Here is a 14,493-nt window from a genome sequence, read left to right as displayed (position 1 = left end):
AACCACGGCTCGTTCGGGGCCGGGCTCATCCGGGGCCGGGCCCGTGGACGGATCAGGCCGCGTGGTAGATCGACTCGATCTCGTCGCGGGTGGGGAGCGCGGAACTGGCGCCCACCTTGCGCACGCAGGCGGCGCCGGCGGCGTTGGCCCAGCGGATCGCGTCGAGGATGTCGCGCCCCTCGCCCCAGGCCACCGCCAGCGCGCCGGTGAAGGCGTCGCCCGCGGCCGTGGTGTCGGCGACCTCGACGCGGAACGCCGGGACGTGCGCGTCGGCGCCGTCGCGGTCGGCGTACCGGGAGCCGGCACCGCTGAGCGTCAGCACCACCCGGGGTACCAGGGCGAGCAGGGCGGCCATCACGTCACCGCCGACCGCGCCACCGGTGATCTCGTGCGCCTCGGTCTCGTTGACCACCAGCAGGTCGACCTCGTCGAGCAGGCCGGCCGGCAGGTCACGGGCCGGAGCCGCGTTCAGGATGGTGCGGGTGCCGCCGGCCCGGCCGGCGCGCAGGGCGGCGAACACCGTCTCCAGCGGGATCTCCTGCTGGCAGAGCAGGACGTCGGCGGCGGCGATCGTCGCGGTCTCGTCGTCGGTGAGGCCGGTGAACGAGCGGTTCGCCCCCGGGCTGACCAGGATCGAGTTCTCCCCGGCCCGGTCCACCATGATCACCGCGACGCCGGACGAGCCGTAACTGGTGCGGACCCGGCTCATGTCGACACCGGACGCGTCCAGCCGCGCGTTGAGGGTGACACCGAAGGCGTCCGACCCGATCGCGCCGAGGAACGCCGTCTTCCCGCCTGCCCGGGCGGCGGCGATGGCCTGGTTGGCCCCCTTGCCGCCCGGGATCATGACGAAGTCGTCGCCGAGCACGGTCTCACCCGGCCGGGGCAGGCGTTCGGCCAGCCCGACCAGGTCCATGTTCGCGCTGCCGGCGACGACGACCCGCGGGGTCATTCAGCCGGCCCGGGCCGTGTAGCGGTCACCGAACCGGTCGACCACCAGCGGCAGGCCGAACGTCTTCGACAGGTTGTCCGCGGTGAGCACCTCACCGAGCAGGCCGGCCGCGACCACGGTGCCCTCGCGCAGCAGCAGCGCGTGGGTGAAGCCGGGCGGGATCTCCTCGACGTGGTGGGTGACCACGACCATCGCCGGGGCGTCCGGGTCGAGCGCCAGCTCGGTCAGGTGGCCGATCAGCGTCTCCCGGCCGCCCAGGTCCAGCCCGGCGGTCGGCTCGTCGAGCAGCATCAGCTCGGGGTCGGTCATCAGCGCCCGGGCGATCTGGGTGCGCTTGCGCTCGCCCTCGGAGAGGGTGCCGAACTCGCGGTCCACCAGCGACGCCATGCCCAGCTGGGCGAGGAGTTCCCGGGCCCGGGCCTCGTCCTGCGGGTCGTACTCCTCGCGCCAGCGGCCGACGACCGACCAGGCGGCGGTGACGACCACGTCGAGGACCCGTTCGCCGGGCGGGATCCGGTCGGCGAGACGGCCGGTGGTGATGCCGACCCGGGTGCGCAGCTCGTTGACGTCGGTGCGGCCCAGCTTCTCGCCCAGCACGTACGCCGTGCCGGTGGACGGGTGCAGACCGGCCGAGGCGAGGTTGAGCAGGGTCGTCTTGCCGGCGCCGTTCGGGCCCAGCACGACCCAGCGTTCGTCCAGCTCGACCTGCCAGGACAGACTGTTGATCAAGAAGTTCCCGCTGCGGACCACGCTGACGCGATCGAACGCGATGACGGTGTCCTCGTCGGGCGGAAGGGATACGGCGGACTCAGGCACGCGTCCATCCAACCACGCGCCTGCCGAGACGCCCGACGGCGTGCCGGAAGCGATCCCGGTCAGTCCGTCGTCGAGCCGAAGACCTCGTCCCGGACGGCGTCCAGTGCGGTCCGCAGCGCGCCGTGCAGCACCGGCTCGGCGGCCACCTGCGTCACCACGATCCGCGGCGAGACCAGGGTGATCGCGGCGACCTCGCGTTCCACCCGCTCGGCCAGTTCGGGACCGCCGGCCCGGCCCACCTCGCCGGCCAGCACCACCAGTGGCGGGTCCAGCACCACGCAGGTGGCGGCGACGCCGAGCGCCAGGCGGCGGGCCAGTTCGTCGAGCACCGGCTCACCGGCCGGGCCGGCGGCGACCGCGGCACGCACCACGTCGGACGCCTCGGCACCGCGGAAGCCGTACTGCTTGCCGATCGCCCGGACCGCGTCCGCACCGGCCAGGGCCTGGAACGCGCCTTTCACCCCGCGGCGGGACGCGTTGTGCGGCACCTCGGCGCCGGCCACCGGCAGGTAGCCGATCTCCCCGGCGGCACCGGTGGCGCCCTGGTGCAGGCGGCCGGCGATGACCGTGGCGAGGCCGACGCCGCGACTGATCCAGATCAGGGCGAAGTCGCTCACTCCGGCGGCCGCGCCGGTGCCGGATTCGGCGACCGCGGCGAGGTTCACGTCGTTGCCGAAGAAGACCGGGGTGCTCAGGTCGCGGCGCAGTTCGGCGAGCAGCCCGCGCTGCCAGCGGGGCAGGTCGTGGGCGAACGAGATCTCGCCGGAGACCGGGTCGACCAGTCCGGGGGTGCCGAGCACGACGCGGCGGACCGAGGACATGTCGGTGCCGGCCTCGCCCGCGGCCTGGACCACGGCGTTGTGCACCACGCCGACCGGGTCGTCGGTGTCCTTGGTGCTCTGCTCGACCCGGCTGACGATCGCGCCGGTGATGTCGGCGCAGGCGGCCACGACGCAGTCCGGTCCGACGTCGACGCCGATCACGTGGGCGCTGCCGGGGGTCACCGCGTACAGCTGGGCGTTGGGCCCGCGTCCGCCGGCCTGTTCACCGACCCGGCGTACGAGTCCGCGCTCCTCCAGGCGTTCCACCAGCTGGGAGGCGGTGACCTTGCTGAGACCGGTCATCTCGCCGAGCTGTGCCCGGGTCAGCGGACCGCGGGTGAGCAGCAGGTCCAGCGCCGCACGGTCGTTGAGGGCGCGCAGCAACCGGGGCGTGCCCGGAAGGCGGGTGGCTGCCATAGCGTTGTCCCCTAATACTAAGGAATCTTTCCTGTTACAGTGTCGACGCTGAACACGCAGCGGAAGCGTAACGGTAGGCGACGCCGCGGAGCCGGAGGGTGCCCCATCGACTCCGAGCGATCATGGCAGCTCGCAGGCCGTACCGGCCACTGCCGTCGCACCCGGAGGAACACATGGCGACCGACCCCGGACTCCGCAGACTCGCGCTGGGCACCCTGCTCGCCGCGTTCGACGGCCCGTCCGCACCGGACTGGGCCCGCGCACTGCTCACCGAAGGGCTGGCCGGGCACACCCTGTTCGGCGCCAACGTGACCGATCCCGGCCAGCTCACCCGGCTCACCGCCGACCTGCGTGCGGCCCGGCCCGACGCGCTGATCGCGATCGACGAGGAGGGCGGCGACGTCACCCGGCTCGGGCACCGGACCGGCAGCCCGTACCCCGGCAACGCGGCGCTCGGCGCGGTCGACGACCCCGAACTCACCCGCCGGGTGTACGCCGCCATCGGCTCCGACCTGGCCACCGCCGGGATCAACCTGAACCTCGCGCCGACCGTGGACGTCAACACCGCCGCGGAGAATCCGATCATCGGCACCCGCTCGTTCGGCGCCGATCCGGACCTGGTCGCCCGGCACAGCGCGGCCGCGGTCACCGGACTGCAGGTGGCCGGCGTGGCCGCGTGCGCCAAGCACTTCCCCGGCCACGGCGCCACGGTCACCGACTCCCACCTCGAACTGCCGACCGTGGACGTGCCGCTCGACGTGCTCCGCGAGCGGGACCTGCCACCGTTCGCCGCGGCGGTGGCCGCCGGGGCGCAGGCCGTGATGAGCGCGCACATCCGGGTTCCGGCGCTCACCGGCGAGCGGCCGGCCACGTTCAGCCGCGAGGCGCTGAGCGGCCTGCTGCGCGGCGAGTACGCCTTCCGCGGCGCGATCGTCACCGACGCCCTGGAGATGCGGGGCGCCGCGGCGGTGGCGGGCGGGATCCCGCAGGCCGCGGTGGCCGCGCTGGACGCCGGTGCCGACCTGCTTTGCATCGGCGCCCAGGTGAACCGGGAACTGGTCGAGGCGGTGGCCGCGGAGATCGCAGCGGCGACCGGGGACGGGCGGCTGGGACTCGATCGGCTGGAGGACGCGGCGGCCCGGGCCGCGGCCCTGGCGGCGTGGAGCGCGAGCCCGCGGGCCGTCACCGCGCACGACCCGGAGCTCGGCCTTGCGGCCGCCCGGCGTGCCCTGCTCGTCGAGGGTTCGGTGGCGGAGCTGGCGTCGCCGCTGGTGGTGCAGTTCGTCGCGGGCCACTCGATCGCCGAGGGCCGGGTGCCGTGGGGCCTCGGACCGCACCTGAACGGGACCGAGGTCGTCGAGGTGGTCGCCGCGTCGACGACCCTGGAGTCGCTGGCCGCCCGGGCCGGTGACCGTCCGATCGTGCTGGTGGGGCGCCGGATCCACCGCTCGCCCGCGATCCGCGGGCTGATCGAGAAGCTGGCGGTGGAGCGACCGGTCGGCGTGGTCGAGATGGGCTGGCCGTCGTCGTGGCGTCCGGCCGGCGTCCGGCTGTTCCTGACGACGTACGGCGCCAGCCTGGCGAACGGCCGCGCCGCGGCGGAAGCCTTGCACCTGGCCTGACCACCGGCGGGGGCCGGGTGGCGCCCCGCGGCCGCGACCCGGCGGGCGGCCGGCGCCCACGCGGCCACGCCGGGAGGCGTGGTCGCGGTTGTGGAGGGCTCGACGCGTACCCCGAAGATCTTCGGGGTCTGCACTTGAACGTGTTCAACAGAGGGTCTACGTTCATGAGGTCACTAGTTGAACGCGTTCAAGGAGGCGGCCGTGGACCACAAGGCTGCGATGTATCTCGTCTATCTGGCGATCAGCGTCGGGTTGACCGTGTGGGTGGCGATCACGCTGTCGCGCAACGGGCAGATCTTCCTGGAGGACGTCTTCGCCGACACCCGGCTCGCGCGGGCCGTCAACCACCTCCTGACCATGGGGTTCTACCTGCTCAACCTCGGGTTCGTGGCGGTCGTGATGCAGTCCGACAGCACGATCGGCAGCCTCAGCACGATGCTCGAGTCGCTCTCGCTGAAGATCGGGCTGGTGCTGCTGGTCCTCGGCGTCCTGCACCTGTGCAACGTGTGGCTCCTCGGCCGCTACCGCCGGAGCCGCCTGCGCCAGACGCAACCGGTCCCGCCGCTGCCGCCGGTCACCCACCTGCCGCCGGCCGGCCCGCACCTGCCGCCGACGGCACCGGCCCGAGGATGACCGTTCTCGCCGATCCGGCCGGTCACGGGGCCGGCCGGATCGGCTGTCTCGTGGTGCTCTCCGACGACGCCTGCCCGATCTGCCGGGCCGCCCGCCGCTGGCTGGAGGCCCGCGCCCAGCTCGTGCCGCTGCACTTCCTGGCGGCCGGATCGGACGAGGCCCGGCAGCGCTTCCCCGCCCTTGACCACGACGCCACGCTGCGCGACCTCACCGTGATCGCGGACACCGGTGCGGTGTACGCCGCCGACGGCGCCTGGCTGGCCTGCCTGTGGGCGCTCGCCGACTACCGGGGCCTGGCCGAACGCCTGTCCACGCCGGCGATGCTCCCACTGGCCCGCCGGGTGATCGCCGGGGCGGCGTCCGTGCGGAGGTCCACCAGGGAGCCCGGATACGGTGAGGCCTGTGACGACACCTGCCGCTGACCCGGAGAAGCCCGAGCCCGACGCCGCACCACCGCGCTCACGGGCCGGAGCGGCCCGGCGGGAACGCGGCGAGCAGACCCGGCAGCTGATCCTGGAGACGGCGCTACGGCTGTTCCGCGAGCGGGGTTACACGGAGACGACGATGCGGGCCATCGCCAAGGAGGCCGGGGTCGCGGTCGGGAACGCGTATTACTACTTCGACTCCAAGGAACACCTGATCCAGGGGTTCTACGACCGGAACCAGGTCGTGCACCGGGCGGCCGTCGCGCCGCTGCTGGCCACCGAGCGCGACTTCGCCGCCCGGCTGCGCGGGGCGCTGCACGCGGGCATCGAGGCCAACCAGCCCTACCACTCGTTCGCCGCGACGTTCTTCAAGTCGGCGGCCGAGCCGACGTCGCCGCTGAGCCCGTTCTCGTCGGCGTCGTCACCGGCCCGCGAGGCGGCCATCGCGATCTTCCGGGACGTGGTGGAGGGCTCGGACGCGAAGGTCGATCCGGAGTTGCGGGCGGCTCTGCCGGAGCTGCTCTGGCTGTCCTGGATGGGGGTGATCCTCTTCTGGGTCTACGACAGCTCGCCGGATCAGCGGCGCACCAAGCGGCTGATCGACGGCGCGGTGCCGCTGGTCGACCGGCTGGTCTCGTTGTCGCGGCTCCGGGTGCTCAGGCCGGCCCTCCGGCAGGTGCTGGCGTTGATCAAAGATGTGCAGCGCGACGACTAGCTCCATCACAGCCCGTAGCCATGCAGCTCAATTTGTCGGAAATATCCGGAAATTTGAGGTGGGGTGGGGTCGGCCGAACGGTCACTTCGGCTACGGAGAGCTTTCGGCGACGCCTAGGGATCACGTAGCGTCATGTCTGCAGGTGGATCTGGGGACGTCGCGGATCTCGGCTCGGGACCAGCTCGAACCGCGACGCAGACGGTGAACCGGGCGCGGCAGGACTTCGGGAGCAGTCGCCGCAGCCCGGTTCACCGAACCTCACTCTCGTGACCGCACGCCGCGGCGAATCCCGCCGGCCCTCGCAGCGCAGTGCACCACCGGCCCTGCTGAACAACACGGCACAGCTGGACAAGGCGGCACAGCTGGACGGTGACGGCCCCGCTGTCGGGGCCGCCACCGGTCGTCTCAGGCTGCGGAACTCGTCTTCACCAGGGTGCGGATCTGCCGCAACAGGACGGACAGCGCCGCCAGATCGGCCGGCGAATCCTCGACGTTGCCCATCGCGTTCGACGCGCGGGCGATGGACGCCGCGTTCTTCTGCTCCCACTCGGACACCCGGTCCTCGGCGGACGTCTCCGACGCCGTCGACTGGAGCACCTCCGCGGTGAGGGCCGCGAGCGCCGCGTACAGGTCGTAACGCAGCGCCATCCGGGCCAGCGTCTGCCACCGGTCGTTGCGCGGCAGCCGGGAGATGTGCGACAGCAGCGTGTCCACCCCGAACCGGGCGGACAGCACGAAGTACACCTGGGCCACCTCGAACGGGTCCTTCTCGACGGCCGCGGCCGTCTCCAGGATGTCGAGCAGGCCGAACCCGTAGAACACCCGGCTGATCCGCCCGGCCAGGTCCTCGGGGACGCCCTTGCCGGCGAGCGTGTCCGCACGCCGTTCCAGGGCCTGCTGCTCCGTGCCGACGAGCACCCGCGGCAACTCGGGCAGCAGCCGGGACACGCCGCTGCCGAGCTTGGCGATCTCACCGGCCACGTCGATCGGCGAACGCCGGGTGCTGACCAGCCAGCGGACCGCCCGGTCGAGCAGGCGCCGGGTCTCCAGGAAGACCAGCGTCTGCGCGGAGGTGGCCACCTTGTTGTCCAGCGCCTCGGCGGCCGCCCAGATGTCGCGCAGACCGAACACGTCGCGGACCACCACGTAGGCACGGATCACGTCGGCGCCCGACGCCCCGCTCTCCTCCATCGCCCGGTGGACGAACGACGTGCCACCCCGGTTGACGATCTCGTTCACCAGCGCCGTGGAGATGATCTCGCGGCGCAGCCGGTGACCCGCCATCCGCCCGGCGAAACGCTCCCGCAGCGGAGTGGGGAAATACCGGGTCAGAACCTCTGTGGTCCAGCTCTCGTCGACGAGCTCGTCGGCGAGGACCTCACGCTCCAAGGAGATCTTGACGTACGCGAGAAGCACCGCGAACTCCGGCGCCGACAGACCCTCGCCCGACTCGTACCGGGCGGCGAGCTCCTTGTCCGACGGCAGAGCCTCCAGCTCCCGGTTGAGCACGCCGCGTTCCTCGAGCGACTTGAGCATCCGGCGGTGCACCGGGAGCAGCGAGTGCGCCTGCGACCGGGCGTTGCCGAGTGCCATCGCCTGCTCGTAGTTGTCCCGCAGCACCAGGGCGCCGACCTCGTCGGTCATCTGGGCGAGCAGTTCGTCGCGTTCCGGAACGGTCATCTCGCCGTCGGCGACCGCCCCGCCCAGCAGGATCTTGATGTTGACCTCGTGGTCGGAGCAGTCCACGCCGGCCGAGTTGTCGATGAAGTCGGTGAACACCAGACCGCCGGCCCGGGCGAACTCGATCCGCCCGCGCTGGGTCAGGCCCAGGTTGCCGCCCTCGCCGGCCACCTTGACCCGCAGGTCGGCGCCGTTGACCCGGATCGCGTCGTTGGCCTTGTCACCGACCTCGGCGTGCGACTCGGAGGCCGCCTTCACGTAGGTGCCGATGCCGCCGTTGAAGAACAGGTCGACCGGCGCCTTGAGGATGGCGCGCATCAGCTCGCCGGGGCTGACCACCGCCGCGTCGCCGAGGCCCAGCCGCTCGCGGATCTGCGGGCTGACCGGGATCGACTTGGCGCTGCGCGGGTAGACGCCGCCGCCCTCGCTGATCAGGGACGTGTCGTAGTCGGCCCAGGAGGAACGCGGGAGGTCGAAGAGCCGTTTGCGTTCCGCGTACGAGATGTCGGCCTGTGGGTCGGGGTCCAGGAAGATGTGCCGGTGGTCGAAGGCCGCGATCAGCCGGATGTGCTCCGACAGCAGCATGCCGTTGCCGAACACGTCACCCGACATGTCGCCGACGCCGACCACGGTGAAGTCCTGGGTCTGGGTGTCGATGCCGAGATCGCGGAAGTGCTTCTTGACCGACTCCCACGCGCCACGGGCGGTGATGCCCATCTTCTTGTGGTCGTAGCCGGCCGAACCGCCGGAGGCGAACGCGTCGCCCATCCAGAAGTCCTTGCGGACCGAGATCTCGTTGGCGATGTCGCTGAACGTCGCGGTGCCCTTGTCCGCCGCCACCACCAGGTAGGGGTCGTCGCCGTCGTGCCGGACCACGTCCTCCGGCGGAACGATCTTGCCGCCCTGGATGTTGTCGGTGACGTCGAGCAGCGCGGTGATGAAGCGCTTGTAGCACTCCACCGCCTCGTCGCGGTCGCCCGGCTTCTGCTTGAGCACGAAGCCGCCCTTGGCGCCCACCGGCACGATCACGGAGTTCTTCACCATCTGCGCCTTGACCAGGCCGAGGACCTCGGTACGGAAGTCCTCCCGCCGGTCCGACCAGCGCAGACCGCCGCGGGCGACGGCACCGAACCGCAGGTGCACACCCTCGAACCGCGGCGAGTAGACGAAGATCTCGTATTTCGGGCGGGGCTGCGGCATGTCCGGGACGGCCTGCGGGTCCAGCTTGAACGCCACGTAGGACTTCGGACGGCCCTCCGCCCCACGCTGGAAGAAGCTGGTCCGCAGGGTGGCCCCGATCAGCGTCAGGTAGGACCGCAGGATCCGGTCCTGGTCGAGGCTGTCCACCTGGTCGAGCCGCTCGGTGATCTGATCGTGCAGCTCACCGGCCCGGCGACCGCGTTCGGCCGCCTCGACCTGCAACGCCGGCGAGAACCGGGTCTCGAAGAGCTGCACCAGCAGACGGGCGATCTCCGGGTACGCCGTGAAGGTCGACTCGAGATAACGCTGCGAGAAGACGTTTCCGGTCTGCCGGAGATATTTCGCGTACGCCCGGAGCACCACCACCTGCCGCCAGGTGAGACCGGCCCGCAGCACCAGCTCGTTGAAGCCGTCCACCTCGGCCTCGCCCCGCCAGGTGGCGGCGAACGCGTTCTCCACCTGGGGACGGACCTCGGCCAGCTCGCGGTGGCCGGACGGCGGCAGCAGACCGAAGTCGTAGAGGTAGATGACCCCGTCGGGACGGCGGATCTCGTACGGCCGCTCGTCGGTGACCTGGACACCCAGCGAGTGCAGGACGGGCAGCACGGCGGAGAGCATCATCGGCTCGCCGTACCGGTAGACCTTGAAACGCACGTCGCGCTCGTCCGGTTCCGGGGTGCCGCCCGAGCCCAGCCGCCGGCGCCGGAACAGGTGCATGGAGAGCTGGCCCGGCTCCTCGAGCAGTTCCAGCTTGGCCAGGTCCTGCATGCCCTCGTACGGCGTGTGGGAGTTCTTGTAACTCTCCGGGTACGCCGCGGAGTACCGGTTGAACAGGTCCTTCGCCGGTTCGTCGCCGAGCTTGCGTTCGAGCACCAGCGAGAAGTCGTCGTCCCACATCCGGGTGGCGTCGGCGAGCTGCTCGGCCAGCACGTTCGGGTCCTGCGGGCCGGGCGGGTCGGCCGGGTCGGTCCGCACGATGAAGTGCACCCGCGCCAGCATCCGCTCGGTGACCCGGGTCGTGTAGTCGACGCCGACACCGTTCAGCTCGCGGAGCAGGATCTCCTGCATGCGCAGCCGGTTGCCGGTGGTGAACCGGTCCCGGGGCAGATAGATCAGGCAGGAGATGAACCGGCCGTACCCGTCGCGGCGCAGGAACAGGCGCAACTGCCGGCGGCCGGCCATCCGCAGCACGCCGATGACCGCCTCGTACAGGTCATCGGTCTTGATCTGGAAGAGCTCGTCCCGGGGATACGTCTCCAGGATCTGCAGGAGGTCCTTGCCGGAGTGGCCGCGCGGCGACAGACCGGACCGGTCCATCACCTCCATCACCTTGCGCTTGACCACCGGAAGCTCGCGGACACTGGTCCGGTAGGCCGACGACGAGAAGAGCCCGAGGAAGCGCCGTTCCCCGACCACCTCACCATTGATGTCGAAGACCTTCACCCCGATGTAGTCGAGGTACGCCGAGCGGTGCACGGTGGCCCGCGAGTTCGCCTTGGTTATCACCAGCAGGCGTTTCTCGAGGGCACGTGCGTACGCCTCGGCGGCCATCTCGTCGGAGATCCTGCGCGGCTTGCTGTCCCCGCGCAGGATGCCCAGCCCGGTGCCGTGCACCGCGGTCAGGACGCCGCCGTCCAGTTTGTACTCGCGGTAGCCGAGGAACGTGAAGTGGTCGTCGGCGAGCCAGCGGAGCAGCTCGATCGAGTCGGTGACGTCCTTGTCCGGCACCGGCAGCCGGCGCGGCGACTCGCAGGAGGCGGCCAGCTCGTCGGCGATGGTCTCGGCGCTCCGGCGCATCCGCGGCCAGTCCTCGACCGCGTCGCGCACGTCGGTGAGCACCCGGCGCACATCGTTGATCAACTGCTCGCGGGCGTCCGCCCGGCGGACCGGGTCGATCTCGATCCGGATCCAGCTCTCCACGACGTCGCCCTCGATGGCGTCGTCCGGCTCGACCTCGGCCTCGAGCTCCGCGAGCGCGCCCAACGGCTCGCGCCGCACCACGATCAGCGGGTGCACCATCAGGTAGACCTGCAGGTTGTGCGCGGTCAGCAGCGCTATCACCGAGTCGACCAGGAACGGCATGTCGTCGATGACGATCTGCAGGATCGTGTGGCCCTGCGCGCCCATCGGCTCGGTCACGGCGAGCTTCAGCTCGCCGGGCAGACGGTTTCGAGCCAGCTCCCGATGCTGAACCGCGGCCTCGAACATCTCCTCGGGCGTGTAACCGACCAGCTCCTCGTCCGGTGCGAACCGCCAGAAGCGGTCGATCAGCGAAGCGGTGGTGTGGTCGTCGCCGGCCCGCTGGACCGCCTGCGCCACCAGACGCTCGGCGTCCGGCAGGGGCTGGTCGAGCTCGCCCTCCGTGGAGTCGTTCGAGGCGCCCAGACGCCCGGTCAGGGCGGTCCCGGGCCCGGGCACGAGTTGATCGGGCTCGGTTTGATCAGAATCAGTCGCTGCCTGGTCGGTGACAGCCATGTCCAGCGCTCCCCTCACCCACGGCACTGTGGGTTCGAACGTGTCTCGCACAGAGTAGTTCGCCCGGCGGGACGGATCTCACACCCCGGGTGTGCCAGCACGCCGATGTGCTGTTATGCGCCGTATAAACCACTGCGGTATCCCGTGACGGGCGCGTGCCTACTACGGTTCCTTCTGCTGCCCACGGGAAGGGACACTCATGCGCCGCTCCACGGCCGGATTCGCCACTCTGCTGATGATCGCCGCCGGCGGACTGGCCGGCTGTTCCTCCGATCCGCCGGAGGACGTCGTCCAGGAATTCCTGACCGGGTGGAAGAGCGGCGACGTCAACGAACTCGCCTTCGTCACCGCGGAGGGTGGCCGGATCGCGGCGGCCGACGTGCTCAGCAAGATCCGGGAGCTCTACGGCGACCTCGATCAGCAGCCGCTCGAGGTGAAGGTGGCCGGCGCCACCACCGAGACCGGTGACAACGCCAGCACCCCCATCAACGTCGGGTGGACCCTGCCGGGGGACGTGCCGTGGACGTACCAGAGCACGGTCCGCAGCATCCGCAAGGACGGCGACTGGCAGATCATCTGGGAACCCGCCCTGCTCCAGCCGCAGCTGACCAGCGGCGACAAGCTGCGGCTGCGCCGGGTCGCGGCGGACCGCGCGGGTGTCGTCGACGCGACCGGGAAGGCACTGGTCGGACCGCACGACGTCGTCGTGGTCGGGGTCAGCCCGGAGAAGATCACCGATCAGGCGGCCCTGGAGAAGGGTCTCGTCGCGGCGTTCAAGAAGATCGACGTCGACCTCGACCTGAGCGATCTGGCGGACCGGGCCGGCAAGGCGGACCCCGGGGCCTTCCTCGATGTGCTCACCCTGCGGGCCACCGACTACGCCAAGATCAGAGATGATGTACGCGGACTCGACGGCACCGTCTTCCGCCAGGAGTCGCGACTGCTCGCCCCCACCCGGGTGTTCGCCCGCGCCCTGCTCGGCACGGTCGACGCCGCCACCAAGGACGACATCGACGCCCGCCCGGACACCCTCGTCGTCGGCGACCAAGCCGGACACGGCGGCATCCAGCAGAAGTACGACGACGTGCTCCGCGGCACCCCCGGCATGGCCGTGGTGATCGCCAAGGAGGCCGCGGACGGCACCACCGAGGACACCAAGATCTTCTCCGCGGACCCGGTCGCCGGCAAAGCCGTCAAGATCACGATCGACACGGCGGTCCAGAACGCCGCCGACACCGCCACCGCCGCCGAGAAACAACCGAGCTCCCTGGTCGCCGTCCGGATCAGCGACGGCGCGGTGCTGGCCACCTCCAACGGGCCGGACGCGGGCGGCGTCAACACGGCGCTCAGCGGCCAGGTACCGCCCGGGTCGACGTACAAGGTGGTCACCGCGTACGGGGTGCTGTCCAAGAAGGTGGTCACCGCCGACACCACCGTCAACTGCCCCAAGTCGATCAAGGTCAACGACCGCGAGTTCAAGAACTCCAACGACTTCGAACTCGGCAAGGTCCCCTTCCACACCGACTTCGCCAAGTCCTGCAACACCGCGTTCGTCAGCCTCGCCCCGAAACTCACCGCGGCCGGACTGCAGGAGGCGTCCACGGCACTCGGCATCGGCGCCAGCTACGACCTGGGCGTCGAGACGTACGCCGGCCAGGTCTCCGACGGCGGCACCGCCACCGAACTCGCCGCGGCCGTCTTCGGCCAGGGCAGCACCGTGGTCAGCCCACTGACCATGGCGGTGGCCACCGCGGCGGTGGCCAAGGGCCGGTTCCAGCCGCCGAAACTGGTCCTCGACCCGGCACCCGCCCAGCCCGGCACCGCCGGACCCGAGTTGGACAAGGAGGCGGTGACCGCCCTGCGCGCGATGATGCGCGAGGTCGTCACCAGCGGCACCGGTAAGTCCCTGAAAGATGTGAAGGGCAAGCCCGTCCACGGCAAGACCGGCACCGCCGAGTTCAAGACCGGCTCCGACGAGACGCACGCCTGGTTCGTCGGCTACCAGGGCGACGTGGCGTTCGCCGTGATGGTGCAGAAGGGCGGCGCCGGTTCCGAGGCCGCCGTCCCGATCGCCAAGCGCTTCCTGACCACCCTGAACAAGTAGTTCCCCCACCACAGAGCCGGGGCCGATCGGCCCCGGCTTCTCCATGTCCAGGCGTGTCCGGCACGGGCGTGTCCAGCACGGGCGCGTCTGGCACGGGCGCGTCCAGCACGGGCGCGTCCAGCACGGGCGGCGGGCCTGTCCGGCACGGGCGGCGGGCCTGTCCGGCACGGGCGGCGGGCCTGTCCGGCACGGGCGGCGGGCCTGTCCGGCACGGGCGGCAGGCGTGTCCAGCACGGGCGCGAGGTCCATGGACGCGGTGCTGTGGCATCCCCAGCTCAGCTGGCCCGGTTCGCCCGGCACGCACTCACCCAGCAGATTTCCGCGCGGCACGCCGATCCGGCGAACGCCGCTCGATGGTCCCGGCAACACCTTCATCAGCAGAGCCGTCCGGGAATCGGCGCCGCCGGGCCGCACGGAGAGTCGGACCGTGGGAGGGAAGTCAGGCTGCGCCGGGCGGGAGACCGGGGCCGGGGATGTAGGGGTTCCAGAGAGCGCCGGCGGCAGGCGGATCCATCGGCGGACGGGGACGGAGCATTCCCGGGCGGGTGGCCGGCAACGGTTCGGAATCGAGCAGCGGCGCGGAGCCCAACGGCCGGCTGAGCAGGCGGATGTCGGGCCGCCGCGGTTCTCCGG

Annotated in this window: 9 protein-coding genes; 5 read left to right on the top strand and 4 right to left on the bottom strand. The window is 71.3% G+C overall.

The features are described from left to right. Positions 1-52: 52 nt before the first annotated feature. From WH85_RS14935 to WH85_RS14925, 3 genes are read right to left on the bottom strand one after another with little or no spacing between them, the layout of a single operon-like run. Complete coding sequence (locus tag WH85_RS14935) at positions 53-952, bottom strand: ribokinase (RefSeq protein WP_045742455.1); 900 nt, start codon at positions 950-952, stop codon at positions 53-55. Then, positions 953-1,831, bottom strand: coding sequence for an ABC transporter ATP-binding protein (locus WH85_RS14930; protein ID WP_425394646.1), 879 nt, complete (start codon positions 1,829-1,831; stop codon positions 953-955). After that, positions 1,828-3,006, bottom strand: coding sequence for an ROK family transcriptional regulator (locus WH85_RS14925; protein WP_045742453.1), 1,179 nt, complete (start codon positions 3,004-3,006; stop codon positions 1,828-1,830). The genes WH85_RS14930 and WH85_RS14925 overlap by 4 nt, the downstream gene beginning before the upstream one ends. 173 nt (positions 3,007-3,179) lie before the next feature. Here WH85_RS14925 and WH85_RS14920 point away from each other — a divergent pair, with 173 nt between their 5' ends. The 4 genes from WH85_RS14920 (at position 3,180) to WH85_RS14905 (ending at position 6,401) form a co-directional block, all read left to right on the top strand. Then, positions 3,180-4,628 (top strand): glycoside hydrolase family 3 N-terminal domain-containing protein, encoded by a 1,449-nt coding sequence (locus WH85_RS14920; RefSeq protein ID WP_045742452.1) that lies wholly within the window; start codon positions 3,180-3,182, stop codon positions 4,626-4,628. Positions 4,629-4,829: 201 nt separating this feature from the next. Continuing rightward, positions 4,830-5,261, top strand: coding sequence for a hypothetical protein (locus tag WH85_RS14915; RefSeq protein WP_045742508.1), 432 nt, complete (start codon positions 4,830-4,832; stop codon positions 5,259-5,261). Continuing rightward, complete coding sequence (locus tag WH85_RS14910) at positions 5,258-5,683, top strand: thiol-disulfide oxidoreductase DCC family protein (RefSeq protein WP_045742451.1); 426 nt, start codon at positions 5,258-5,260, stop codon at positions 5,681-5,683. The genes WH85_RS14915 and WH85_RS14910 overlap by 4 nt, the downstream gene beginning before the upstream one ends. Further along, positions 5,664-6,401 (top strand): TetR/AcrR family transcriptional regulator, encoded by a 738-nt coding sequence (locus WH85_RS14905; protein WP_045742450.1) that lies wholly within the window; start codon positions 5,664-5,666, stop codon positions 6,399-6,401. Before WH85_RS14910 ends, WH85_RS14905 begins: the two co-directional genes overlap by 20 nt. Before the next feature lie 405 nt (positions 6,402-6,806). Here WH85_RS14905 and WH85_RS14900 read toward each other — a convergent pair whose 3' ends face one another. Next, a complete protein-coding gene (locus WH85_RS14900) occupies positions 6,807-11,756 on the bottom strand; it encodes an NAD-glutamate dehydrogenase (RefSeq protein WP_045742449.1) in 4,950 nt (1,649 codons plus the stop codon). Positions 11,757-11,955: 199 nt separating this feature from the next. On the opposite strand from WH85_RS14900, the gene WH85_RS14895 reads away from it, so the two are divergent. Further along, entirely contained in the window at positions 11,956-13,860 is a 1,905-nt protein-coding gene (locus WH85_RS14895) for a penicillin-binding transpeptidase domain-containing protein (protein WP_045742448.1), read from the top strand. Positions 13,861-14,493: the final 633 nt, after the last annotated feature.

This window comes from Actinoplanes rectilineatus (assembly GCF_000962825.1).
Classification (GTDB): Bacteria; Actinomycetota; Actinomycetes; order Mycobacteriales; family Micromonosporaceae; genus Actinoplanes; species Actinoplanes rectilineatus.
The sequence above is the reverse complement of the archived record's forward strand: the minus strand, read 5'-3'. Positions and strand labels throughout refer to the sequence as shown.